30 protein-coding genes are annotated in these 22,203 nt (G+C 49.8%); 6 read left to right on the top strand and 24 right to left on the bottom strand.

What is annotated here, in order from left to right:
- Positions 1 to 31 precede the first annotated feature (31 nt).
- From XYCOK13_RS01180 to XYCOK13_RS01120, 13 genes are all read right to left on the bottom strand, one after another.
- Positions 32 to 2,566, bottom strand: coding sequence for a sbcc family protein (locus tag XYCOK13_RS01180; RefSeq protein WP_213410010.1), 2,535 nt, complete (start codon positions 2,564 to 2,566; stop codon positions 32 to 34).
- The gene (locus XYCOK13_RS01175; protein ID WP_213410009.1) at positions 2,563 to 3,033 is read right to left on the bottom strand and encodes a hypothetical protein; all 471 of its coding nucleotides are present in this window, start codon (positions 3,031 to 3,033) and stop codon (positions 2,563 to 2,565) included. Before XYCOK13_RS01175 ends, XYCOK13_RS01180 begins: the two co-directional genes overlap by 4 nt.
- Positions 3,026 to 4,204 (bottom strand): metallophosphoesterase family protein, encoded by a 1,179-nt coding sequence (locus XYCOK13_RS01170; protein ID WP_213410008.1) that lies wholly within the window; start codon positions 4,202 to 4,204, stop codon positions 3,026 to 3,028. The genes XYCOK13_RS01175 and XYCOK13_RS01170 overlap by 8 nt, the downstream gene beginning before the upstream one ends.
- A complete protein-coding gene (locus XYCOK13_RS01165; RefSeq protein ID WP_213410007.1) occupies positions 4,201 to 5,205 on the bottom strand; it encodes a hypothetical protein in 1,005 nt (334 codons plus the stop codon). The genes XYCOK13_RS01170 and XYCOK13_RS01165 overlap by 4 nt, the downstream gene beginning before the upstream one ends.
- Positions 5,206 to 5,535: a hypothetical protein gene (locus tag XYCOK13_RS01160; RefSeq protein ID WP_213410006.1), complete on the bottom strand. Its 330-nt coding sequence runs from the start codon at positions 5,533 to 5,535 to the stop codon at positions 5,206 to 5,208. It abuts the gene before it with no gap.
- Complete coding sequence (locus XYCOK13_RS01155) at positions 5,528 to 5,932, bottom strand: hypothetical protein (protein WP_213410005.1); 405 nt, start codon at positions 5,930 to 5,932, stop codon at positions 5,528 to 5,530. The genes XYCOK13_RS01160 and XYCOK13_RS01155 overlap by 8 nt, the downstream gene beginning before the upstream one ends.
- A gap of 212 nt (positions 5,933 to 6,144) precedes the next feature.
- The gene (locus tag XYCOK13_RS01150) at positions 6,145 to 6,336 is read right to left on the bottom strand and encodes a hypothetical protein (RefSeq protein ID WP_213410004.1); all 192 of its coding nucleotides are present in this window, start codon (positions 6,334 to 6,336) and stop codon (positions 6,145 to 6,147) included.
- A gap of 477 nt (positions 6,337 to 6,813) precedes the next feature.
- Positions 6,814 to 7,065, bottom strand: a complete 252-nt coding sequence (locus XYCOK13_RS01145) for an AbrB/MazE/SpoVT family DNA-binding domain-containing protein (RefSeq protein ID WP_213410003.1) — start codon at positions 7,063 to 7,065, stop codon at positions 6,814 to 6,816.
- Positions 7,062 to 7,349, bottom strand: a complete 288-nt coding sequence (locus tag XYCOK13_RS01140; RefSeq protein WP_213410002.1) for a hypothetical protein — start codon at positions 7,347 to 7,349, stop codon at positions 7,062 to 7,064. The genes XYCOK13_RS01145 and XYCOK13_RS01140 overlap by 4 nt, the downstream gene beginning before the upstream one ends.
- A 118-nt stretch (positions 7,350 to 7,467) precedes the next feature.
- Positions 7,468 to 7,719 (bottom strand): hypothetical protein, encoded by a 252-nt coding sequence (locus tag XYCOK13_RS01135; protein WP_213410001.1) that lies wholly within the window; start codon positions 7,717 to 7,719, stop codon positions 7,468 to 7,470.
- A gap of 15 nt (positions 7,720 to 7,734) precedes the next feature.
- Positions 7,735 to 8,226, bottom strand: coding sequence for a hypothetical protein (locus XYCOK13_RS01130; protein ID WP_213410000.1), 492 nt, complete (start codon positions 8,224 to 8,226; stop codon positions 7,735 to 7,737).
- A 204-nt stretch (positions 8,227 to 8,430) separates the two neighbouring features.
- Positions 8,431 to 8,742, bottom strand: a complete 312-nt coding sequence (locus tag XYCOK13_RS01125) for a hypothetical protein (RefSeq protein WP_213409999.1) — start codon at positions 8,740 to 8,742, stop codon at positions 8,431 to 8,433.
- A 38-nt stretch (positions 8,743 to 8,780) separates the two neighbouring features.
- Complete coding sequence (locus tag XYCOK13_RS01120; protein ID WP_213409998.1) at positions 8,781 to 9,095, bottom strand: hypothetical protein; 315 nt, start codon at positions 9,093 to 9,095, stop codon at positions 8,781 to 8,783.
- Between the two features lie 139 nt (positions 9,096 to 9,234).
- On the opposite strand from XYCOK13_RS01120, the gene XYCOK13_RS01115 reads away from it, so the two are divergent.
- A complete protein-coding gene (locus tag XYCOK13_RS01115) occupies positions 9,235 to 9,936 on the top strand; it encodes a hypothetical protein (protein WP_213409997.1) in 702 nt (233 codons plus the stop codon).
- 335 nt (positions 9,937 to 10,271) lie between these two features.
- Complete coding sequence (locus tag XYCOK13_RS01110; protein ID WP_213409996.1) at positions 10,272 to 10,463, top strand: hypothetical protein; 192 nt, start codon at positions 10,272 to 10,274, stop codon at positions 10,461 to 10,463.
- Here XYCOK13_RS01110 and XYCOK13_RS01105 read toward each other — a convergent pair.
- Together XYCOK13_RS01105 and XYCOK13_RS01100 are read right to left on the bottom strand one after the other, a co-directional pair.
- On the bottom strand, positions 10,449 to 10,592 hold the full coding sequence (locus XYCOK13_RS01105; RefSeq protein WP_213409995.1) for a hypothetical protein: 144 nt from the start codon (positions 10,590 to 10,592) through the stop codon (positions 10,449 to 10,451). The two genes, XYCOK13_RS01110 and XYCOK13_RS01105, sit on opposite strands and share 15 nt — an antisense overlap.
- Positions 10,593 to 10,604: 12 nt before the next feature.
- Positions 10,605 to 10,889, bottom strand: a complete 285-nt coding sequence (locus XYCOK13_RS01100; RefSeq protein WP_213409994.1) for a helix-turn-helix transcriptional regulator — start codon at positions 10,887 to 10,889, stop codon at positions 10,605 to 10,607.
- Between the two features lie 162 nt (positions 10,890 to 11,051).
- Here XYCOK13_RS01100 and XYCOK13_RS01095 point away from each other — a divergent pair, with 162 nt between their 5' ends.
- From XYCOK13_RS01095 to XYCOK13_RS01085, 3 genes are all read left to right on the top strand, one after another.
- Positions 11,052 to 11,498, top strand: a complete 447-nt coding sequence (locus tag XYCOK13_RS01095; RefSeq protein ID WP_213409993.1) for a helix-turn-helix domain-containing protein — start codon at positions 11,052 to 11,054, stop codon at positions 11,496 to 11,498.
- Positions 11,499 to 11,705: 207 nt separating this feature from the next.
- On the top strand, positions 11,706 to 12,128 hold the full coding sequence (locus XYCOK13_RS01090) for an ImmA/IrrE family metallo-endopeptidase (RefSeq protein WP_213409992.1): 423 nt from the start codon (positions 11,706 to 11,708) through the stop codon (positions 12,126 to 12,128).
- A 107-nt stretch (positions 12,129 to 12,235) separates the two neighbouring features.
- Entirely contained in the window at positions 12,236 to 13,450 is a 1,215-nt protein-coding gene (locus XYCOK13_RS01085; protein ID WP_213409991.1) for a tyrosine-type recombinase/integrase, read from the top strand.
- Between the two features lie 100 nt (positions 13,451 to 13,550).
- Here the strand turns inward: XYCOK13_RS01085 and groL are convergent, their stop codons facing one another.
- The gene (groL, locus tag XYCOK13_RS01080) at positions 13,551 to 15,179 is read right to left on the bottom strand and encodes a chaperonin GroEL (protein WP_213409990.1); all 1,629 of its coding nucleotides are present in this window, start codon (positions 15,177 to 15,179) and stop codon (positions 13,551 to 13,553) included.
- 79 nt (positions 15,180 to 15,258) lie between these two features.
- Positions 15,259 to 15,540: a co-chaperone GroES gene (gene groES, locus XYCOK13_RS01075; protein WP_213409989.1), complete on the bottom strand. Its 282-nt coding sequence runs from the start codon at positions 15,538 to 15,540 to the stop codon at positions 15,259 to 15,261.
- 523 nt (positions 15,541 to 16,063) lie between these two features.
- Here groES and XYCOK13_RS01070 point away from each other — a divergent pair.
- Positions 16,064 to 16,894, top strand: coding sequence for a transposase (locus XYCOK13_RS01070; RefSeq protein ID WP_213409988.1), 831 nt, complete (start codon positions 16,064 to 16,066; stop codon positions 16,892 to 16,894).
- 375 nt (positions 16,895 to 17,269) lie between these two features.
- Here XYCOK13_RS01070 and tatC read toward each other — a convergent pair whose 3' ends face one another.
- The 7 genes from tatC to XYCOK13_RS01035 form a co-directional block, all read right to left on the bottom strand.
- Positions 17,270 to 18,013: a twin-arginine translocase subunit TatC gene (gene tatC / locus XYCOK13_RS01065; RefSeq protein WP_213409987.1), complete on the bottom strand. Its 744-nt coding sequence runs from the start codon at positions 18,011 to 18,013 to the stop codon at positions 17,270 to 17,272.
- Between the two features lie 12 nt (positions 18,014 to 18,025).
- Complete coding sequence (gene tatA / locus XYCOK13_RS01060; RefSeq protein ID WP_213409986.1) at positions 18,026 to 18,292, bottom strand: twin-arginine translocase TatA/TatE family subunit; 267 nt, start codon at positions 18,290 to 18,292, stop codon at positions 18,026 to 18,028.
- 52 nt (positions 18,293 to 18,344) lie between these two features.
- Positions 18,345 to 19,385, bottom strand: coding sequence for a molybdopterin-binding protein (locus XYCOK13_RS01055; protein ID WP_213410046.1), 1,041 nt, complete (start codon positions 19,383 to 19,385; stop codon positions 18,345 to 18,347).
- Entirely contained in the window at positions 19,385 to 19,879 is a 495-nt protein-coding gene (locus XYCOK13_RS01050; RefSeq protein WP_213409985.1) for a MogA/MoaB family molybdenum cofactor biosynthesis protein, read from the bottom strand. Before XYCOK13_RS01050 ends, XYCOK13_RS01055 begins: the two co-directional genes overlap by 1 nt.
- Before the next feature lie 31 nt (positions 19,880 to 19,910).
- The gene (gene moaC / locus XYCOK13_RS01045) at positions 19,911 to 20,384 is read right to left on the bottom strand and encodes a cyclic pyranopterin monophosphate synthase MoaC (RefSeq protein ID WP_213410045.1); all 474 of its coding nucleotides are present in this window, start codon (positions 20,382 to 20,384) and stop codon (positions 19,911 to 19,913) included.
- Positions 20,385 to 20,495: 111 nt separating this feature from the next.
- Positions 20,496 to 21,116: a 5-formyltetrahydrofolate cyclo-ligase gene (locus XYCOK13_RS01040; RefSeq protein WP_213409984.1), complete on the bottom strand. Its 621-nt coding sequence runs from the start codon at positions 21,114 to 21,116 to the stop codon at positions 20,496 to 20,498.
- Positions 21,117 to 21,193: 77 nt separating this feature from the next.
- Positions 21,194 to 22,084, bottom strand: a complete 891-nt coding sequence (locus tag XYCOK13_RS01035; protein ID WP_213409983.1) for an endonuclease/exonuclease/phosphatase family protein — start codon at positions 22,082 to 22,084, stop codon at positions 21,194 to 21,196.
- Between the last annotated feature and the right edge of the window lie 119 nt (positions 22,085 to 22,203).

Below are 22,203 nucleotides of genomic sequence, written 5' to 3'. Positions count from 1 at the left end.
CAATGGAACGCCGTAGTCGTCATACAACGGATCAGTCGACATGAACCTCGACACCGCCGTCCGCATTTTCGAAGCGGATCACTTGATCAAAAGCTGCCTGGGCATCCTCGATATGCGTGATGACTAGGACTCTCTTAAATCGATCCGCCACGGATTTGATAGAATCCAGAACAAGAGAACGATGCTCCGCATCCTGAGAGCCAAGGCCCTCGTCGATCGTCAGCCACTCGACCTTGCTGCCTGCACGCTGTGCAAGCAATTCAGCCAGGGCAAAGCGGATTGCATAGTCGATGCGGAGCTGTTCGCCGCCGCTGAATGTCTCATATGGCCGCTCCGCCGTCCAGTCGCCGATCATGATGTCCAGTGTTTCGGCGACGCCGTCCCGACTCTTCAGCTCTCGTTGCGTCTCGAAGCGGACGTAATGCTTGCCTTTGCTCATCTGGCCAAGGATCTCGTTTGCGATCCGCTCAAGCTGCGGCACCGCATTTTCAATGATTATCGCCGGAATGCCGTCCCTGCCGAAAGCCTTGATCAGCGTCTGATACCGCGTCCAACGCAGCGCCTTCGGCTCCAGTTCGGCTGCCAGGCGACCACGCTCCTGTTGATCGGCATCAAGAGCAGCCAACACCGCCTTGATCCCGCCGATCTGCTCAGCCTGTGTGGCGAGCTGCCTGCGGAGATGCTTCAGTGCATCTCGGGTGGTCGATAGATCCAAGTTAATCGCGTCATATTTGAGCACGTCCAATTCCAAGCCGCCACGCTCCGCCAGCAAGTTGCCCCGATGCTCTTGCTTGCCAGATATCTCCCGATCAATGGCATTGATGCGCTCTCGGGCATTCGTCGAAGATTCGCGTGCCGCGCCGATCGAGTCCTTGAGTTCGGCCCATGGCTGCAGACTGTCGGCGCGCGCCTGAAGCTCCGGCACCGGCGAGAGTGCTGCCTGAAGGATCGTCAATTGCTTGTGCAGATCGTTTCGGCGGATCGATGAGTTCTCCTTGCGAGCCAATTTTTCCTCATGCTGCTGCTCCAATTGTTGCAGCAGCTCCTCTTTGCCGGCCAATTGAGCATAGGCGTTAGCGGCAGCCTGCAGCGCAACAACCTTTGCTTTGCAGACGCGGAATTCCTCGGGATCGTGGTCGATCTCCTGCTGCTCACGCCTCTTTTCGGCGATCAGATCCGCAAGAGCGTTGGCCGCAGAACAGTCCAACTCAGCCAAGCTCCGACGCAAACCCGGTAGCTCTGCCACGGCGACCGCGGCCGCTTGCTGAAACCTGCAGGTCGGCAGGCAGCCACTATCATGGATGTGTGCCTCCTGCTCCTCGAGCGCGGCGATCTTCTCTTTGAGGCGACGCTCCTCGGTATCGAGCCGAAGCAGTTCTCCTGCATGTTGTGCATCGAGCGAACCCAATTCTGCCTCCAACAGGTTCCAACGCTCGGCCTTCTCCTCATATTCCCGCAGCCGCCCCGACTCGCGCTCGTACTCGTCGGCTTCCTGCTTGATCTTCTCACGATCAGCAAGCTGCAGCTTCAGGATGTTGATGCGCTCCGCCAACTTGATCAGGCCCTCATCCATTTGATGCAGATCCGCTTCCGTCGCAGCCAGATCGCGTCGCAGCCTCTCCAACTCCGGTTTCCGAGCCTCCAGGGAGGTCATCGTTTCCTTGACTGCCTCCAATTCGACCGACTTGGCCAAGATCTCGGACTCATGGGCCAGTATCTTCTCGACCCGCTCGAGACGCGCTTGTAAGTCTGCCCGCTCATTCTGCAGGCTGGCGGTCTCCTGGTCAATTACCTGCACGTCCTGATCGATTTGGCGGCAGCGTGCCTGCTTGTTGTCGAGAAGGGTGACTTTCGCCTCCAGCTCACGAACGGACGACTCCTTGTCAGCAAGCTGCTTTTGAGTAAACGCATTCAGTTCCTCGAGACTGCGCAACTCATCCTCCTTGTTGGGGAGGTGGGACAGCCGCTCGTCCAGCGTCAGAATCTTGTCTTTGGTCTTCTCAATCTCAATGTTCAGCAGGTTGGCCCGCTGGCGGGCACGCTCCTGCAACAACTCGTAAACATTAAGGCCAAGAATCTGCGAAAGGATCTCCTTTCGCTTGCCGGCCGTCGCGCCGGTGAAGGCATTAGCCTGGCCTTGCAGGATCATAGAGCTGGCCGTGAACGTCTCGTCGTCCAGGTTGAGCAGATTGCGGATAACGGCCTCTGTATCCGTGATCTTCTCAGCGCTGCGACTCTCCCACTTGTCGCCAACGCGCTCCTGCAGCTCCAACGTCGACTTGCCTTTGCCTTTCGTGCTACGCGTCCGGATCGCTCGGAACAAGCTGCCCTGGTGTTCGAATTGAAATTCAACCGACATCTCTTGCGCACCACGTCGAACAAGGTTGTCCATTGACACGCCATTTATCACGTCACCGAAAAGAGCGAAGCGCGGCGCTAGCGTGAAAGCCGATGACTTCCCGGCTCCGTTCCGGCCGGCTATCGCTGCCAAGGAGACAGCCGACAAATCAATGTCGGCGTGTTCGATGGCGCGGAAATTTTGGATGATGAGACGAAGTGGAATCATGCGCTATCCTCCCCGATAATTGGCATATCAGCATTGACGTAGCATGAAGTGCAATAGAATCGACCAGGTTCAAATGCGTTATAAGTGCCTTCCTCTGACATTACGAACTGTTCCGGAGTCGTTCCCTCTTCTCGTGCCATCTCGATATATTCCTCGATTTGATCGGGTGGCAGGCCGCAGCCGATGCACGTCATGTGGTTGTTACCACAACTTGCAGCCTCGTCCTCATAGTAGGAGCCGAACTCCCGGATCATGTTCCGGAGTGCAAGATAGTGAATGGGCTCGGAATCCTCTTTTTTCATAATCGCTCCGAAGAAGACGTTCCATGCTTGTTCCTTAGTCAAACTTGAATTCACTGTGGAACGTGGTATCTCTGAAACGCCATCGACAGCTTTAGTCGAATTCATATGGTAGAACAGAAAATTCTTCGCTTCTCCAGCTGTAGAATGTTCTGTTAGATCAGCCATTTGCCGTCCCCTCCATCAGTGTGATCGTTATAGCCTGCAAATCGGCAATTTCAGCTGCCTCGTATCCTTGATTAGCTCCCCAAGCAGCCAACGCCGTCAGCGGATTCAGCCCCTCAGTCACTTCGGCGTCACGGATCCGCTCCGTTCGCTCAACCTCTGCCCGGATCTCGGCGACAAAAAAAGCGCCGGCGTCGTACAACGCCTTTTCCAGCGATCGTCGATCAAAGCGCTTCTGCAGCTCCTCGCTGCAGGTGTACCGTACCCGGACGATAACATCGCGAATGCCGAAGAAATCGTCCACTTGGCCATCCATCCATGCCTCAATGTCCATTTCGCACCAGTCAATAGTGTGGAATCGGCGCGCAGGCGTAGGGATAAATTCAGAATCAAATCCGGCGGTAGGTGCATCCTCCATCCACTCATGAATAAAAAATCCTGGAAGGGTTCTTTCGTCGCCGAAATTGTGCCGCTCCGGAGCGCCGGAATAAAATACGTTGCTGCCAGCTTTCTGCGGGCGGTGGATGTGTCCGAGACATACGAGGTCGAACATGCGCGCCGCTTCGTCCGTCAGGATCGGCTCGTTTTGAAGTAACGCGTCCTCAAAGCCTGTGTCGGCCAGATCATAGGTCAGATGCGATAAAAGAATTCGCGGCCCTTCGTCGCTATGGCCAGACATACACTCACACTCATCTGTAATGCTCTCCGTCATCTTGGCATGAAACTCATGCGGGGGGAGTCCAGCGAATTCTGGATCCGTAGCAAAACTGGAACGGTTTATGCCTGGTAGACAACAGATCGTGATGTCACCAAAGGCCGCTGAATCCGGCTCTGTGAACACTTTTACTCTCGGGATCTGCATCTCTCGAATCAAATGATAGGCGCTGATAGCGTCATGCGACGGCGTGCCGCTGATGACGATCACCTCAATGCCGGCATCCGAGAGCCGGCGGAGCCAGGCCACGAACGCCTTGATCTCAGCAGTCGCCCGATCGATATAGACACGGGCATCCTTAAAGGCGTCGCCGGCGAACAAGACAAGCTCACATCCCTCCTCAATGATCCGATCAGCTACCCAGTCCATCGTACGAGTGATGTCTTCAAAGCGAGACGCCGGCGTGGGGCCGGGATACCCGAAGCCCCAATGTGCATCCGCTACATGTGCTATTTTCATACCGGTCCCTCCGGCAGATCAAAATCAAGGTCATGGTCTTCCTGAACGCCACTGTCTTCGAGGTAATCACCTACGACTTTCCAGTCGGCCTCGGTTTGGATGTCCTGGATGACCTTACCGATTTGACGACCAAGCGCCGCGCTGGCTGCCTCGGCCAGGCCATTCCAATCCAGACCTTGCTGCTTCATTAGATTGAGTACGCGATTCTTTTGCTGGGTCCCGCCCCCGCCACGCGCACCATTCCCTGAACGTCCAGCGCTCCCATTTCCGCCACGATTACCACTCTGCTGACGTTTGGGCGGCGGTGCAGCTGGCTGGCCCTCCGGATCTCCATCCGGATCATAACCTTGCAGATAGGCATCAAGCTCCTCTTGCGTTTGAGCGAAAATGCCGCTTGAACGTGTGGCTGAGAGCACCGCATCGACAAGCGCACGCTTTTTCGCCATCTTAAGGACGGTATTCCAGATGGAATGCATGTCGTCGTTCTCAATGCGATACTGAACGTAATTGCCGTATCTTCCGTTACGCTCCTTGGATATGAGATCTTCCTTGTCCATCCCACGAGGCAGGTCTTTCTCGGAAACCCACCGCCAGCGATATCGACTCTCGAATGTGTTCGCATGGCCAACGCCCTCGGCAATAATCGAACCGGTACCGCGGTGGATAAGACGGACAGTCACATCTACAGCGTAATAACCAGTATCATGGCTTTTGTCTTCGACTTTCGATGCTATCGTAGGAGCCAGATTATAAAACTCACAGAGCCCTTCCGCTCCCGCCTTGTATAGTGTGGGCTTGTCCGTCCCTGGGATAATGCCGTAGTCGACGCCTTCCTGCATAACCTCGCGAAAGAACTCTTTTGTCAAGTTCAGCTTCTGTTTCATCGCGTCCAACTTCTTTCTGAGATCGGCGGCACTACCAAACTCAAGATCGACGATAGCCCCTCCCCCGGTGTTTCCACCGGAGGATTGGGGTATGACCTGAAGGTTGCCCTCGGTCAATTACGCCACCTCCTTGAGCAGGTCCACTACAGCCCGCAGAGCTTTGAATTCATCCCGCAACCTGCCCAGCCGAGCTGTTGCGTTTTTCAGTATCAGTTCAGCGTCGGCCAGCGCTTCACGCTCATTCTGCGTATTTTGCCGCATCTGAGCAGCACGGATCTCCGCATTCTTACCGTCGATGACGTTGCCAAGAAGCAAAGAATCCTCTTTCTGCTGTAACATGTCCTTAGCCAAGATCAACTTACCATTCGCCTGCAGCACATCTTCCTCTGCATTGGCGATCTCCGCAGGCAACTCCAGTAATCGATTCATGATTTGCTGTTTATTCATTGGTCATCACCTTTCCGCGTATTTCACCCGAGTGATCATCTAAGGTGTATCCATATCGAGGATCAAAGCCATAGGCAAACAATATTGCAGCTACTTCACTGTTTTCCTCTTCCACTAACCGGTCAAATTCGGCCTTTAATGAAGCCGATTGTTCCGATACTTTGAATGCTTCCCTAGATTCCTTCAAAACAGCTTCACTTTCCTTCGCGAATCTATCAGGGCTAATCGACCACATATATTCAATCAGATTCTGTGTGATCGCCACCTGAATTGTCGTCGCATGTATGAAGCGCTCCATTTTAATAGCGCGTAACCGCGTCAATTTCTCCTCAGGAACGACCGCAACGACTGGTGCTGGGCCTTTCACTATTTCTTTGATAATGCCGACTATGTCCATAGCTCCTCCTTGTAGCCCTCATGAATCCGTGGTATCATAAGGGCGTTCATATGTTTTGAGTGGCCCCTTGGCAGAGGGGCTATTTTTCGTTCTTGCAGTCAACGCAGGACCTCGGATGACCTGGCTCATCGCCGTCGATCAACTGACCACATACCTGGCACAACAGTCCTTCAAGCACCATATCAGCAGCTTCTCCCATGTAGATCCTCCTTTCAAACTCTGGGCGGCCAGTCCCAGCAGCCTACAGCAACACCTGCTGGAACATCTGTGACCCACTTGATGCTGCCATCCGCATGAAACACCTGCAGATCCACTTCCAACTCACTATGCACATTGATGACAATCGCGGCAGCAGGGCCATTCGACGTGTGAAAGTGCACAATCCTTCCTACGCTTGGCTTCATGGTATCCCTCCTTTCCCTATGTATTGAACGCCCGCCGCCGTACAGCCGAGACCATAGCCAGCGGGCGCTTTGGTGCGTGCAGCCGTATTTTCTACGCGCAGCTGCGGACGCGAACCGGTTCAGGTTTTTTGATGAGGGAAAACAGCACCGGAAACGCAAAACCCTCACGATATAAACAGAGTGGGCAAGGATTTGCACCTTGCATGGGAATATATCACCGTAAGTTGGCACTCTTGCGAGGGAATACAGTTTCAGTTTCCAGTGATTTTAACGGCCACCCCGCCTTACACCTTCTCACCCAACTTGTTCTAGGCGGGCATTCGAAAGTATGACCGTCCCTTAACTGCCAATAGCGTCTACCTATTCCGCCACCACTCATGATGCGTCAGCCGCATCTCAGGACGCACAAGCACTATGACAAGAGGGAAGGAGGACCCGCTTGTGCGCCCTGAGACAAGGCCGAGCCTTGTCCATTCATTAAATACCAGCTTTTGCAGCTAGCTGCTGAATCGCCTGCCGGCTGTAAAGCTTACCACCGTACTCAATCAGATCGTCCTGGCTGCCGGTGATCACGCAGCCCGGCTGATACTTGCGAAGTACGATTTGGTCACCATCTACATAGATTTCGAGTGGATCCTTCTCGCCGACTCCCAACGTACGCCGAAGTTCGATTGGAATGACCACTCTACCCAACTCGTCCACTTTGCGTACAATACCTGTTGCTTTCATTGTCCGTTGTCCCCCTTGTACTCCCCCGCCCACTGCGGTACAATGGGAGCGAATAAATTTGATATTTGCATTACCGGATGACCGTCGGCCAGGACGGTCATTCGTCCGTTTCCAGAGGTATGTGCCTCAGCGATTTCCTTCTCCAACTCATCGATCTGAGCCGCCAGCGCCCAGCAAGCCATGTCGTCACCTGTGTGCTTTGCCTGGCGATACATCATCGTGAGCTGCATAACTCTCTGACGTGCTGCGGCAAAGTCATACGCTCTTCCAGATACTGCGCCCATGTGCCCTCATCCACCTTTCTCTTAAATTCGGGAAAACTAAGGCCGTAACGATTTTCTACGTTAAAATGGTTATAATAGCGTTCCAGCTTTTCAAGCCTGCTTACCTCCGGCTCCACGATCACCTACCCTCACCTCCCTTCAACGCGATCAACTGTTGCTCTGCACGGAGGCTAATCTGCTGACCAGAGGAGTCAACCTGCTGCTCCTTCACTCCTTCCGTGATAATGTGTGCCAACACCAGAAACTGTTCAGGCGTTGCATGAATTGTGGTACCTTCGAATGGATCTCCTATTAATAACAATCCCGGCGCTATGAACGCTGCCCTTACGCCCGGACAATCCAATAACGAAATACTTACACTTGTGCTCATGTCATCGCTCCTTCCCTATCGCTGACCATCAGCGATCATCTGTTTTCGCCGAGCCAGCAGCCCGTACAGATCGATGCCAAACTCTTCCGCGAAGGTGCCCTTCATGCCGTCAATCAGCTCCGAAACGTCCTCCAGTTCCATCAGCATTTCCTCAATAAAGGCCTTCTTTTTCTGTGGATCCATCTTTGCCAACACAAGCCCTCCAAGCGTCTGTTTAGCCTCCGTCATCTCAGCTATAAGCCATTGGATCAAACTCGCTGGGTGAAAATCGATATTGCGGTTGCTGTACGTATCCAGTATGTTGCCTATGTAACCGCCGCTCCTCTCTGATGCAATCTGCAGGGCGGCTCTCCAGTTCATTCTAGCGAGCTTCGGCTCGCATTCATCGGGAATCTTCCGGCGGCCCGTGGCAGCCATCCCGATCGCGCTGCGGGACAAGTGTAAATGCTTCGCTACCTCCTGCTGGGTCTTACCTTGCAAAACAAGTTCTAGTGGATTTGTCGACATGTTCTACCCCTCCGTGACCGTGTTCGGTCTTTTGTTCGCTTATTTTGTGACGCCTCCCCGTCTAGATGTGTCACGTGTTGGTGGGGTACAATTTATTTATCAGCTGAAACATACATCCCTCCGGCGCCAAATCTCAGAGCGCCAACTAATACCACGCAGGATGCTCCCCTTGATCGCCCGGTCATATGCCAGTGGCCGGGTCCCTCACCCATACCTGATCTTTATAGCCTCCAACGCTAACTCTGTGTTGAATGGATCCAGTAAATCCATTCCGCTCAGATCGACTTTGTTGGATGGATTGAATAAATGCAGAGCCAAGTCAAGCATGAATTTCTCGCTATCTGACCAAGGCGCAGCATGCTTTTTCAGGGTTCTAGTCTTGAGGCGCTCGTTTGAAAAATCGAAGTACCTGGTGTTAAAGCACATATTCAATCTGGGATGCTCTTTGAATAGGTAGAACACAGCCACCCAATACTTGCTTTTGTATAGATGTTGCGGAATTGTAATAGTCCCCATCGTTTATCACCTCCGTCCATTGATAACTGAATCTATCCTCACGCGGAATGGATCCGATTAAAGTAAGTACTGTTCTCCTCGACCCAATCAGTATGGCTATCAATCCACTTGAGCAATAGATGTGTCGGTACCTTGGGGTGGCCAAATTCCCTAATGACCGGAAAGTCAGCACGATTCATTAATTCTGATGCCTTCGTCTCCTTGATACCCAGGAATTCCATAAGTTTTGTCCTACTAAGAACAGGCGGCCACTTGGAAGATTCGATCTTGTCGCGGAATTTCTCGAATGCCCGGTCGGCAATCTGCGTAGCAAGTGTGTTAATGAATTCATCATCCAGATCGACCTTTAACACCGTTGTCTCCCCTCCTTCGTGAAATGCTTCACTATTTTCGCAGTAGCATTCATAGCAAAAATGTTTGTTTCTTCTCCCTTATCCTGTAAAATGAAAGTGTCATAGCTTGCCATTCTACAGTGGAAGGAATGTGTCATTCATGCTGAACGATCCGCATTATATAAAGAGTTTGATTAGACTCACAGAACAAATGAATAGGGAATTGCGATCTCAGGCTATCATTATGGGCACGATGAGCAATCCCTTCATCGAATCTGCTAGACGATGGGCTATTGAACTCCAGCCGGTCGTCGAAAGCTTCAGGCAAATCCAAGAAAATGCTATGAAAGTATTCGATATGACAATACGAGAGAACTCAATTCTTCAAGTGTCTCAAGAGTTAGTTGCAAAACTCTCAATACAAGATAGGATGGATACATTCGTCCCGCTTTCCTTGTATGAAAACATCGAGAACTTCATCCACATAGCTATTGATCTATTTCCCGACGAAGAATTGATTGATGATATTAACGAACAAACTACTCACGTCGAATCGAAACCAACAGATGTAAAACCAAGGATGACTTGGGACACTGTTAAATGGTTGATCGGAATATTCATGTCCGCCCTGCTAGCACTTTATATTCAAGAACAAGCAACTGAGCAGACAGAGCGTCATCATCAAGAAAAAATGGCTGAGTTACGCGCACAAACGAAGATTCTCGAAATGGATCTAGAACGACGGCAAATGTTTGAAGAATCTTTCGCTGAATTTTTGCAGTCTATTTCAGATCATCTTTCAAATATGGATGAAGAAGATGATCCTGAATCTCCTGATAAAGCTCCTGATAGCCCGCAATGATCTCTTCGAACTGGTCGATGTTCTGCTCATACATCGCATTTAATTCCTTCCTCTCATCGATCAGTTCATTGCTCTGCTTGTTCAGCATCATCATTTCAATTGAGGCCCATAACATGCATGTGATACTAACAAGAGACATAGCCGCCAGTACCCGTTGGAATAATAGTTGTCGGTTCTTCATCTCTGTTCTCCCCCCTCTCATCCCCCATTCTCGCCAAGCGCCTTCTCGGCCAGATCTTGATTGACTGTACGCCACTCCTCTTCCGGATTCTTCCTCCATTTGGTAGAATGTAAGTTGACTAGGCTCACCATTTCTTTGAAAGGAGGTTTCCGATATGAGCGACAAAATAGAACTCAAAACCTTTCCAACAAGCAAAGTTACTGCTTTAACGATGCTTTACCTTGAAAAACAAGATTTATCGGACATCACACCAGAAGAACTTGCTGACAAATACTCTGAAGTGTATATAAGAATTAACAAAAGGTTTTCTGAGCAAAGCAGGGATGCCGTCTCAAAGTGGATTTAACACTTTGTATATCTCAACCATGGCTAAAGTAATTGCAGGCAATTCTTCGTCAATACATTTTTTCGAACGCTCCGCCAGTAATTCCATTTGCTCGCGGAGCAATTCTTCCGGATTCTTTTTGTTATCCATCTCTCTTCTCACCTACCTCTCGATTTGTTTGTTTACTTGTCTCATGGGCGTGTTCTTCCCAGCCAAAACACAAATTGCCATTTCGGTAACTTCATCTTCAAAAAAAAGTTCCTCTATTGGTGTTTCAAGCACATCAGCAACTTTAGCGAGTGTCTCAGCAGGAAACCTTCCTCTACCGATCTCCAGATAGTAGTAACCGTTTGGACTTTCATACCCTACTTTCCTCGCCATTTCATCTAGTGATATATTCTTATTTTTGCGAAGCAGTTTAATTTTGGCGAGGTCTACTCTCTTCAATGTAACCACCTCCTAGTTACCGTATTGGTAACTTACAAATCCGATTATACGTTACCAAAATGGTTATGTCAACAAGAAAATTACCGTTTTGGCAACTATCTATATTTACCGATTTGGTAATGCTAAAATATTGTCATAGCATTTAATTAAGGAGAAGAGCGTATGGCCAATCTTGGCGATCGAATTAAACATTTACGAGAAAAGTTGAAATTTACGCAAAAAGACCTATCGAAGAAAACGGGGTTAACGATTGTACAGGTTTCTCGCTACGAGAATAATGAACGGAAACCCGATCCGGAGGCACTAAGTGCGCTTGTAGATGCATTGGAAACGAACGCGGACTACCTCCTCTGCCGTACAGACGATCCGTCATCTTCAAAACCTTACTACACCCTTACTAAGAAAGATGAGCGCGACATAGCAAAAGACCTCGAACGAATGATGAGTGATCTTGAATCAAATGAAGCCATGGCTTTTAACGGGGAGCCTATGGATGATGAAACAAGAGAGCTCGTGAGGATTTCGTTGGAAAACTCGATGCGACTTGCGAAGGAAATGGCTAAGAAGAAATTTACGCCGAAGAAATATAGAGGTAATGAAGATGAGTGACAGGCTTCTAAAACAATATTGAAGTTCGTGTTCTTAATCGTGCAATTTATGTATATGAAAACGTTGTTTTTCTTAATCGATCAGATCGTGTATCAAAGTTAAACAAATTCAAGGTAAGATTAAAAAAAGCGAAGCAATTCATTAGCAAGGTATAAATCAACAACCCTCCTGATCACCAAGTAATGACATGTAAGGGGGCTTCATTCAATGAATCACATTAAATCCATTGTTGAAACTAAGATTCGCCATTACGGTACCAATGACCCCTCTGTAATTGCATCCCTGAAGAACATCAGAATCCTGTTTAATGATTTAGGCGATACACTCGGATTCTTCAGTACTTATAAGCGAATACGCTTTATTCATATTCACTCTGAACTTGAAGAATCCTTGCAACGTTTCGTATGTGCTCACGAACTCGGCCATGCGATATTACACCCGAATGTGAACACTCCGTTCTTAAAGAAGAATACATACTTTTCGATTAACCGAATTGAACGTGAAGCAAACAAATTTGCAGTCGAGTTGCTACTCCCTGACTCACTCTTGTGCGAAGGCATGACCATATACGAGGCAGCTAGGCTGTGTGGCATTCCCGAAGAGGTTGCTCACCTGAAAAAGCCACTGTAATGATAGGCCCCGTACTTATATCAACATGTAATCTTGCGCTATCCAGTCGCGAGACTGTTTTTATACACCTTTAATCGAACATACGTTCCATGAGGAGGGTTCATATCATGGCTTCTTTCACGAAAGTCAAAGCAAACAACAAACAAGGCTATAAATGGATTTGTGTGAAGGACGGTCCTCCTGACCCAGCTACAGGTAACCGGAAACAGATAGCAAGAAGAGGAGACACGAAAAAAGAGGCAGAAGAGCGTGTTGATGCGGCGATTAAAAAACTTAAGGAGACAAAGCATGACGAGAAGCTCATCAAGAGTTTGAAATTCGAAAAAGTTGCGTCTGATTGGCTCAAAACATATTCGCGAGGAAAACGAAAGAAAAGCACAATTCGTATTCGAGAAAAGGAAATCAAGATCCTGAATCGGTATATCGCAAAAGCTGGGATCGCTGAAATCACTCCACGAAAACACCAAGAGATACTCAATGACTTATTTGATAAAGGGTATGCAAAAAGCACTATTGAAGGAGTTCATGTAACGGCTGGTATGATTTATAAGTATGCGATAAAAGAAAAATATAGGGATGATAATCCGTGCGTGGGGGCAGAAATCCCAGAACGAGAAGTAACCGTTGATGATATTGAAAATGCGTCCATAGAGAACGATTATTTGACAAGAGGAGAGTTATCCGAGTTCCTTGATACCGTCTTGAAACACGGAAAAGATGAAGATAAAGAGATATTCTTCCTCCTCGCCTTCACCGGCATGCGCCCTGGTGAGTTATGCGCTCTTTGGGAATCGGTGTTGAATTTTAAGGAGAACAAAATCAAGATTATCAGGACTATGTACAACCCAGACAATAACATGCGGAAGTATGAACTGACCCCACCAAAGACTAAGGGATCGATCCGGGAAATAGTTGTGGAGCCAGAAATTATGGACATGCTTAAGGCACATGTAAGAAGTATGACGAAGCTAAAAATGAAGGCTAGGTTAGTCGAGGAGGATATTTGTGAGGACAATTTCGTATTCTGCCGTCCAAACGGATATCCTTACATTCAGAAAACATTGATCAATCGAATGAACAGGCTTCTTAATAAGACCACCATCACAAAAGAAGCGACGCCACACATTTTTCGCCATACACACGTCAGTATGCTCGCCGAAGCCGGTGTCGATCTGCCCACAATCATGAAGAGAGTTGGTCATGACGACATGGATACTACCCTCAAGATTTATCTCCACGTGACTGAAAAGATGCAACAAAACGCTTCACTTAAAGTCCAAACAACATACAACGATTTACTACACATGATCGAAGCTAAATAATTTTATTGCAGGAAATGTGATTTTTATGTGATTTTATGAGAAATGGGCCCCCGCCAGGAGGCCCATTATCATTGGTATTCCAAGGTTTTAGAGCAGTGTCTTACATCATGCCGCCCATGCCGCCCATACCGCCCATGTCAGGGGCACCGGCTTTTTCTGGCTCAGGCTTGTCAGCGATGACAGCTTCTGTAGTCAAGAACATAGCAGCAACGGATGCTGCGTTTTGCAGTGCCGAACGAGTAACTTTCGCCGGATCCACGATACCAGCCTCGATCATGTTCACCCATTCGTTCGTTGCAGCGTTGTAACCGATGCCTACTTCTTCTTTCTTCAGGCGCTCAACTACAACAGAACCTTCTTGGCCAGCGTTGGAAGCAATTGTGCGAACCGGAGCTTCCAGAGCGCGAAGCACAATGTTCACACCTGTCTTCTCGTCGCCGTCTGCTTGCACCCCTGCTACGGCTTGGTAAACGTTCATCAGCGCTGTACCGCCGCCCGCAACGATACCTTCTTCTACTGCTGCGCGAGTAGAGTTCAGGGCATCTTCAATGCGAAGCTTGCGTTCCTTCAGCTCTGTTTCAGTTGCTGCACCAACCTTGATAACGGCTACGCCGCCGGAAAGCTTAGCCAGACGCTCTTGCAGCTTCTCGCGGTCAAAGTCGGAAGTTGTTTCTTCCAGTTGCGCTTTGATTTGGCTGACGCGTGCGGAAATATCTTTAGGATCGCCGCTTCCGTCTACGATAATCGTGTTTTCTTTCGTTACGCGAACTTGACGAGCGCGACCGAGTTGATCAATTGTAGCGGACTTGAGGTCCAAGCCAAGCTCTTCTGTAATCACTTGACCACCTGTCAATGCTGCGATGTCTCCGAGCATGGCTTTACGGCGATCACCGAAGCCAGGAGCCTTCACTGCCACGCAAGTGAACGTACCGCGAAGTCTGTTCACGACGAGTGTTGCCAGTGCTTCCCCTTCTACATCCTCAGCAATGATCAGAAGCTGCTTGCCGGATTGCACGATCTTCTCAAGAACAGGCAATACTTCTTGAATATTGCCGATCTTCTTGTCAGTGATCAAGATGTAAGGCTCATCCAATACAGCTTCCATCTTGTCAGTGTCAGTAGTCATGTAAGGAGAGATATAGCCGCGGTCGAACTGCATGCCTTCTACGACTTCCAGCTCAGTAGTGAAGCCTTTGGATTCTTCAACGGTAATAACACCGTCGCTGCCTACCTTCTCCATTGCTTCTGCGATCAGTTGACCCACTTCATCATCGGCAGAGGAAATAGCTGCAACTTGGGCGATCGCGTTTTTATTTTCAACCGGCTTTGCGATAGATTTAAGCTCTTCTACAGCTGCCTTCACCGCTTTGTCGATACCCTTGCGGATGATCATCGGATTAGCGCCGGAAGTAACGTTCTTCAGTCCTTCGCGGATCATGGCCTGTGCAAGAACAGTTGCAGTAGTCGTTCCGTCACCGGCAACGTCATTTGTTTTTGTAGCAACTTCTTTAACAAGCTGCGCACCCATGTTTTCGAACGCGTCTTCCAACTCGATTTCCTTCGCGATCGTGACACCATCGTTCGTAATCAGGGGGCTTCCGAATTTCTTCTCTAATACTACGTTGCGTCCTTTTGGACCAAGCGTAACTTTTACCGCATTTGCAAGGGCGTCCACACCGCGAAGCATGGAACGGCGTGCGTCCTCGCTGAACTTAATCTCTTTTGCCATGGTTGGAATCTCCTCCTCGTCGTAATCGTTAAGTATTCAAACACAAACAACTTTAGCGGAATAGCTTATGCGGAGCGACTTAGCCGATAATAGCGAGAATATCGCTCTCGCGCATGATCAGCATTTCTTTGCCTTCGTACTTCACTTCAGTGCCTGCATACTTGGAGAAAATAATCCGGTCTCCTTCTTTAACTTCCAAAGGAACCCGCTCCCCGTCCTTCAACGCACCGCTGCCTACAGCAACTACCTTGCCCTCTTGCGGCTTCTCCTTTGCTGTATCCGGCAGTACGATGCCGCTGGACGTAGTTTCCTCCTTCTCCATCGGTTCGATGAGTACACGATCGCCTAAAGGTTTGATCATACTAGTGAGCCTCCTCCTAAAGATTTGTTTGAAGTAATGTGTAAGTGTTGGATTGACGTGTTAGCACTCGCACTCTTTAAGTGCTAACAACAATTTTTATATTAATCATTTCCACTCTATTTTGCAAGAGGAAACGTGCATTTTTTTTGATAATTTTTCATGTAGTGAAATTACCTCCATCATTGTTGCCCTAGCGCAAGGAAATATTCACCATGGAGTGTATTTAGTGTCTTGGAGCCGGCCTACTATCCCTTTCCCTGTTCGTTGTTCGCTATCCCCTTCGCTCAGCATGAAAACCATTAGTAGACTGTACCCGCAGTTCCAAAAAACCTGTACGCTCACGCTCTATAGGGATAATTCCAAGGATTTCTCAAGTTCAAAAAGCGACTTTTCTGTTGCACTCTCTGTCATACTGCCAGCACATTGTTTGATTAATAACATTTCCGCACACAAAAACTTGACATGGGAACATATGTTCTGTAAAATACGATTAAATAGGATCATTTGTTCGGTGGTGATTGTTATGAGCCTTGTTAGAGCTGGTTTCAAGAACGATAGTTATTCATATTTCCTCCAACTAAGATGGCCGGAAGGGTTTCGCTGTCCACGCTGCGGGTACAATCAGGCTTACTCACTCCGCACCAGGCAGCTGCCGCTCTACCAATGCCGCGCATGCCGATTTCAAACCTCACTGACTGCCGGAACGATATTGGAGGGCAGCCGCACTAGCCTAGACAAGTGGCGCACGGCAATTGAATGGGTATCTACAGCTTCCAGCATCAACGCCACTCAATTGAAAGATATGATCCAAGTGACGTACAAGACAGCATGGAGAATGCTCCACAAAATTCGCAGCGCAATCAGTATGCTTGATGCTTCCTGCATGCAGACAGGGCAAGTTAGGGCAGGCATGGCATTTTACGGACGTCCGCTCTTTACCTACCAGCAAACCCCGCACGAGCATCCTGTATGGGTGAGCGTATCTGAGGAGCAAACGGTCAGTAAACAGGGAAGTCACGATCACAATTCTCGTGTGTACGTGAAGATAAAGTGTGTCCAGAATAATGAGCTTTGTGGAGAAAAGTTGAATAATCAAGGAAAAAAGCGCATGGCAGACACGCATATGGCGGCAACCGCAAATATAAATTTTCTGTCTAAGTGGGAGTTTGCAAAAGATCCTCTGCTTAAGCAGATTTTTGTGGACGCCAAGGAATGGATAAACAGAACGTTCAAGGGCATCGGCGGCAAGCACCTGCAATCTTATTGGGACGAATACTGCTTCAGAGTTAACTACGCTCATAATGAATTACCTCTTAACCATCGTCTGGCTTGTGTTTGCATATCTCGTTGCTGAAGCAAACTGAATGGCTATTGATCCACCTAACATTTGAACAAAGATATGATATAGCTTCAGAGCTTAGCTGAACGAAGTGGATAGTGTCGATACACCGGACATATGAGTAAAGAATATCCTGACGTGCATACAGCTTCAGAGCTCAGCTGAACCAAGGGGATAGTGTCGATATACACGAATAGAGGTGCAATTGGGAGGCCAATGGCCGGTGGCAGGCATAAGCGGGAGAATCATATAATCCATTGTTTAGCTGAGCCAAGGGGATAGCGAACAGCACGTGTGGCAAACCACCACCCACCCGGCGGACAGATACGAATCAAGCAGTAACGCGTGCCTACAAAAAAACCCGTACGATCCAAGCTCGTACGGGGTGTCTCAAGTTTCCTTCAACGCTGCGGTGTCAGCCGCTTGCTGCTTGCTATAAACAATTCGTGACAAGAGCACGCTAATTTCATAAAGCCCCATCATAGGAATGGTGACGAGTATCGCGCTCAAAATATCGGGCGGTGTAACCAGGGCGCCCAGAACGAACAATATAAAGTAGGCGAACTTTCTGAATTGCCCCAACCTCCGGGGGTTCAACAGCCGAATCTTGGTCAGGAACATCACGACCGCCGGCAGTTCGAAAAGGACCGTGATGGGCAGCACGATATTAAACAAAAAAGAAAAGTATTGGGAGATGCCGAACATCTCCTCCAATCCCAACGAGCCTGATAGCCGCGTCGAAAACAAGATGGCGAACGGAAATACGATAAAATACGAGAAGGCTAGACCGAGCAGTGCGAGCACAAAGACAAACGGCACATATTTGACGGCTGCCACTTGCTCCTCCCGCCGCAACCCCGGCTTGACAAATCCCCAAATCTGCAGCATGGCATAGGGTAGCGCAATTACAAGCGCCACCGCCAAGGCCACATTCATGTAAATCCGAACCGCATCCCAAGGCGAGAACACTTTAAGCGAAAAATCGGCTGCCGGGCCGCTTTCTTGTATATAACGGATGATCGGGTTTGCGATCAGCATCCCCACTATGACGGCCACGGCAATAACGAGGAGGACCCGGATCAGCCTCCGCCGCAGTTCATCCAGATGCGCGACAAATGATTGTTCTTCTGGCATGCGCGTTACTCCTTAATCGGGCAAGCGACGGTTATCCGAAGCATCCTTGCCGCGGTCTCCTTCTGCACTCATCAGGTTGCCGTTCTCTTTGTCGCCCTTCAGTGCTTCTGGCTTCCGCTTTTCTTCCTCTTCATTGATGACCTCATTCGCGCCTTTCTTGAACTCGCGAAGCGTTCTCCCGAATGCTCTTCCAAGTTCCGGAAGCTTGCTCGGGCCAAATAGCAGCAAAGCGATCAAGATGATCAGCACCAAGGTGGTCGGTCCAATATTTCCAAGCATTGACGTTCCTTCTTTCCTCAAGTTAATCGTGCAAAACTCACATGTCTATGACTCAACAGCTGTACAAGCCGCCGTATCCCATATCGGCGATTTCATCTGCCGTGATGCGTTCGCCCGCGCATATACGCGGGAGCAGCACATCAAAGGAAGTATGCGGATCATGCATGACACAGCCTGGCAAACCCAATATCGGCGTATCCTTCAAATAAGCCATCAACAGCATGGAACCGGGAAGCATTGGCGTGCCGTAGCTCACGATTTCCGCTCCGGCTCTTTTGATAGCGCCGGGCGTACGGTCATCCGGGTCTACAGACATCCCTCCGGTCAGCAGGATCATGTCAACGCCTTGTTCTGCAAAATGACGAATTTGCTTCACAATCTCTTCGACATGATCCGGCACAAGTCGCTGTTCGACCACGCGCGACCCAAAAGCACTCAGCTTCTCTTCAACCTTGGGGCCAAATTTATCTTCAATACGCCCATGATACACTTCATTCCCCGTCGTAATCAAGCCTACCCGAAGCGATTTGAAGGGCTTCACCTCAATCGGACCATTTCCTGCGTGTCCCCACGCTTGCCCGTTCTCTATGTCCGCGTTCCTTGATTGGGCAAGCTGTTCAACTTGTATGACTTTTTCCTCTTCGACAAGAAGAGGGATCACTCGGGTACCTGCCAGCTTATCGGAAGGGTGTACAACTGTATTGTTCGGAATGGTGGCCAATGCAATTTCTCCCAAGCGATTCACTTGATCGACAAAGCGCTTATCGATTTTGGCAAGGCCGTGAATTCTAGACACAATATTCGACTTTCCCTCGTGAGGCTCTGTCCATTCGACCAGTTTGCCCGCTGCCGCTTTCGCCAGACGGATGGCTGCATCATCCTCATGCAAATAGCCTTGTTGCACGTCGAGAATATAAATGTGTTCCTTGCCGATGCTGAGCAGTGCAGGAATGTCCTGCTGTTGGATCACGTGGCCTTTTTGAAACAGCCTCCCTTTGAATTTCCCGGGTATAATCTGCGTCAGGTCATGTGCAAGCACCATGCCTATAGCATCTTCCACACGAATTTCCTTCATCATGGCGGCCCTGTCCATCATGCGTCATGATCCCCCATTCGACCAGTCAATACTTGCAGCGCATGCGGCAGTTGATCAATGATAACGCGCAGGCTTTCCAAAACTCCCTTGGGGCTGCCCGGCAAATTGATGATCAGCGTATTGCCTCGCAATCCGGCTGCGCCGCGGGAAAGCATAGCCCGCGGATTCACCTGAATGGAGGCCAAACGCATCGCCTCCGGAAACCCCGGCGCTTGGCGGTCGATCACTTTCAGAGTGGCTTCAGGTGTCATATCACGCGGCGAGAGACCGGTCCCGCCGGTTGTTAGAATCAAGTCGGCTCGATGATAATCGCTCATTTCAATCAATGCGGCCATGATTTCGTCCATTTCGTCTGGCACAATTCGATAATCGACAATTTCACCGTTAATTTCATCCTCCACCAATTCCCGGATCACTTGTGCGCTGGTATCTTCCCGCTCGCCTCTTGATCCTTTGTCACTGGCTGTCAGGATGGCCACTTTCCACTTCATCCCTTACCCCTCCATCCGGATTTATCCGTGTTTATTCCCGGTGATATTCTCCATGTACGCCTCCCGTTTTGCTGAGCAGCCGTGTTTGCTCTATAACCATGCCTTTTTCCAGTGCCTTGCACATGTCATAAACCGTTAGCGCGGCAGCGCTGACAGCCATTAATGCTTCCATTTCAACGCCAGTTCGTCCCTTTGTGCGAACTTCCGCTTCGATACGGAGCTGATCCTTCCCGTTATTCGCAAATTGTATATCCACTCCTGTCAGTGCTATCGGATGGCACATAGGGATGACATCAGCTGTTCGCTTGCAGGCCATGATGCCGGCCACCTGGGCTACAGCCAGTACATCACCCTTCGATACCTGGCCCTCCAAAATAGCCTTCAAGGTTTCGGGCTGCATGCGAATGGTGCTCTCAGCTCTGGCGACACGCTCTGTTTCCGACTTGGCTGAGATATCCACCATTCTGGCGCGGCCATCTTCGTTAAAATGCGTAAATGCCATGATGACGCCACCATCTTTCATTGTAATGGAAACGGGCAAATGAGAGATAGCTCCCTGCTCCTCCCGCTTGTAACAAATTTGTGAATTTTTCAAGCGCTGGCATGCGCGTTCCTCTCAACTGCACGGCTTGATTTCTTCATTCTCCGTCACAATCACATCCACCGACATATCATGCTGCTCGACTGGCAGTCGTTCGAAAACCTGCAGTTCGAAGGCCGGCGCTACTCGAAGAGGATGCTTGCCCGCCTTATCGCCAGCATGAAGCAGCTGCTCGAATTTTTTGTCATAATAACCGCCGCCGTACCCAATCCGGTTCCCCCGTCGATCGAAAGCCGCTCCCGGCACGATGATCAGGTCTGCGGACTCCTCCCTGCTCAGCAATGGCTGTGCAAGATCGGGCTCCATAATCCCGTATGCTCCTAAGCGCAGATCGCCCGGCTCTTTAATTTGGTAAAAAGACATCGTTGCCAGCGAGCGGTCGACACGCGGCGCTGCAACATTCCATGACTGCTTCCACGCCCAAGTGACAAATGGACGGATATCCACTTCCGAACGGAACGGCCAATATACAAGTACGGTCGGCCGAGAATTTCGTTCCTGCATAGCCGCTGTCCATGCGGAACGAATCATTCGGTTGCAGATTTGTTCCGACCTCGCCCTGCGCTCCTCAGCGGGCAGCATATCTCTGCGCTGAAGCGAATAGGCGCGCCACTCTGCTTTCGTACGGGTTTGCATCGTCTCCAACCCTTTTTTGCTTGATATGTATCAGTGTATCATACTCTATCGTGAAATACATAGAGACGGCCTGCTGATTAATCAACAGCCGCCTCCGATATGAAACGGGCTACGACGGGCAGATGGTCAGAAGCAATTGTGACCGGAACGTAAACCTCCTGGACACGCATAGCTGCCGCTTCCGGCCATACCGCATAAATATGATCGATCTCCCGGTTCCCCATAATCGTTCCCCGTTTTTCCGTTTGCTCCAGCTTGTTCCAACGTTCGGGCAGCAGCTGCAGCAACGGATGCGCTGCTTCCATATTGAAATCCCCCAGGAGGAAGGCTGGCTCTTGGGCCCGCTCAAGATGACGAAGCAGCAAGGGCATTTGCCGTTCTCTCTCCTTCTCGCTCAAGCCCAGGTGGGTCGTAAATACTTCTATCTCTCCCCAATCTGTCGCCACGACCGCTTTCAGCAATATCCGATTTTCCCGCAATCCTCCCAGTGACAGGGAGGTTGCCGAAACGATCGGGTAATGGCTTAATATGGCGTTCCCATATGCAAAGCGACCCAGCTTCAGGCTAGGCGCAAAGGCCCAATTCATCCCAAGCTCCCTGGCTAGTTCTTCGACCTGATTTTGAAATCCGCTGCGCCACAAATAGGAATCAACCTCCTGCAGTGCAACGATATTGGCCTGCTCCTGCCGAATCACCTGGGCGATACGACGGATGCTGGTGATGTCGTCGGTGCCTTTAGCGTGCCGAATGTTGTAAGTCATGACGTTCCATGGTACAGGATCTTGTTTTGCGGCCAGGAGCACTTGCGCGGGCTTCTCCCGAACGGAGGAGATGACAGCATGATTATGCTTCCCTGCCAACCCAGCAGCCAGATAAACGGTGCTCGCCGCTGCTATGCATAAAACTGCTGTCCATATCTGCACATGCCTGCTCTTATGTAAGCGGTTGCAACCCTTCATTAGACTCATGCTATCCCCTGCCCTCGTCTATCGGCTGATGGTGAAATCTTGGGTGGTTTCTTCGATTGTAGCACGGAACACAGAAAGGCTAGTAGGGCCAATTCGTTCCAATTTATTGTGTTTTGCCG

The organism is Xylanibacillus composti (genome assembly GCF_018403685.1).
Classification (GTDB): Bacteria; Bacillota; Bacilli; order Paenibacillales; family K13; genus Xylanibacillus; species Xylanibacillus composti.
Note: the sequence above shows the minus strand (reverse complement) of the source record. Positions and strands in the feature narration are given on the sequence as shown.

Coding starts and splice junctions, on each gene's coding strand:
- XYCOK13_RS01070 (WP_213409988.1), top strand. CDS start 16,064: ATGAGCCTTGTTAGAGCTGGTTTCAAGAACGATAGTTATTCATATTTC.
- XYCOK13_RS01095 (WP_213409993.1), top strand. CDS start 11,052: ATGGCCAATCTTGGCGATCGAATTAAACATTTACGAGAAAAGTTGAAA.
- XYCOK13_RS01150 (WP_213410004.1), bottom strand. CDS start 6,336: ATGAAGCCAAGCGTAGGAAGGATTGTGCACTTTCACACGTCGAATGGC.
- tatC (WP_213409987.1), bottom strand. CDS start 18,013: ATGCCAGAAGAACAATCATTTGTCGCGCATCTGGATGAACTGCGGCGG.
- XYCOK13_RS01040 (WP_213409984.1), bottom strand. CDS start 21,116: ATGCAAACCCGTACGAAAGCAGAGTGGCGCGCCTATTCGCTTCAGCGC.
- XYCOK13_RS01105 (WP_213409995.1), bottom strand. CDS start 10,592: ATGGATAACAAAAAGAATCCGGAAGAATTGCTCCGCGAGCAAATGGAA.
- XYCOK13_RS01085 (WP_213409991.1), top strand. CDS start 12,236: ATGGCTTCTTTCACGAAAGTCAAAGCAAACAACAAACAAGGCTATAAA.
- XYCOK13_RS01125 (WP_213409999.1), bottom strand. CDS start 8,742: ATGGGGACTATTACAATTCCGCAACATCTATACAAAAGCAAGTATTGG.
- XYCOK13_RS01135 (WP_213410001.1), bottom strand. CDS start 7,719: ATGAGCACAAGTGTAAGTATTTCGTTATTGGATTGTCCGGGCGTAAGG.
- XYCOK13_RS01140 (WP_213410002.1), bottom strand. CDS start 7,349: ATGGGCGCAGTATCTGGAAGAGCGTATGACTTTGCCGCAGCACGTCAG.
- XYCOK13_RS01170 (WP_213410008.1), bottom strand. CDS start 4,204: ATGAAAATAGCACATGTAGCGGATGCACATTGGGGCTTCGGGTATCCC.
- XYCOK13_RS01110 (WP_213409996.1), top strand. CDS start 10,272: ATGAGCGACAAAATAGAACTCAAAACCTTTCCAACAAGCAAAGTTACT.
- XYCOK13_RS01050 (WP_213409985.1), bottom strand. CDS start 19,879: ATGAAGTGGAAAGTGGCCATCCTGACAGCCAGTGACAAAGGATCAAGA.
- XYCOK13_RS01115 (WP_213409997.1), top strand. CDS start 9,235: ATGCTGAACGATCCGCATTATATAAAGAGTTTGATTAGACTCACAGAA.
- XYCOK13_RS01145 (WP_213410003.1), bottom strand. CDS start 7,065: ATGAAAGCAACAGGTATTGTACGCAAAGTGGACGAGTTGGGTAGAGTG.
- groES (WP_213409989.1), bottom strand. CDS start 15,540: ATGATCAAACCTTTAGGCGATCGTGTACTCATCGAACCGATGGAGAAG.
- XYCOK13_RS01175 (WP_213410009.1), bottom strand. CDS start 3,033: ATGGCTGATCTAACAGAACATTCTACAGCTGGAGAAGCGAAGAATTTT.
- XYCOK13_RS01055 (WP_213410046.1), bottom strand. CDS start 19,385: ATGGACAGGGCCGCCATGATGAAGGAAATTCGTGTGGAAGATGCTATA.
- tatA (WP_213409986.1), bottom strand. CDS start 18,292: ATGCTTGGAAATATTGGACCGACCACCTTGGTGCTGATCATCTTGATC.
- XYCOK13_RS01155 (WP_213410005.1), bottom strand. CDS start 5,932: ATGGACATAGTCGGCATTATCAAAGAAATAGTGAAAGGCCCAGCACCA.
- XYCOK13_RS01160 (WP_213410006.1), bottom strand. CDS start 5,535: ATGAATAAACAGCAAATCATGAATCGATTACTGGAGTTGCCTGCGGAG.
- XYCOK13_RS01130 (WP_213410000.1), bottom strand. CDS start 8,226: ATGTCGACAAATCCACTAGAACTTGTTTTGCAAGGTAAGACCCAGCAG.
- groL (WP_213409990.1), bottom strand. CDS start 15,179: ATGGCAAAAGAGATTAAGTTCAGCGAGGACGCACGCCGTTCCATGCTT.
- XYCOK13_RS01035 (WP_213409983.1), bottom strand. CDS start 22,084: ATGAGTCTAATGAAGGGTTGCAACCGCTTACATAAGAGCAGGCATGTG.
- XYCOK13_RS01090 (WP_213409992.1), top strand. CDS start 11,706: ATGAATCACATTAAATCCATTGTTGAAACTAAGATTCGCCATTACGGT.
- XYCOK13_RS01180 (WP_213410010.1), bottom strand. CDS start 2,566: ATGATTCCACTTCGTCTCATCATCCAAAATTTCCGCGCCATCGAACAC.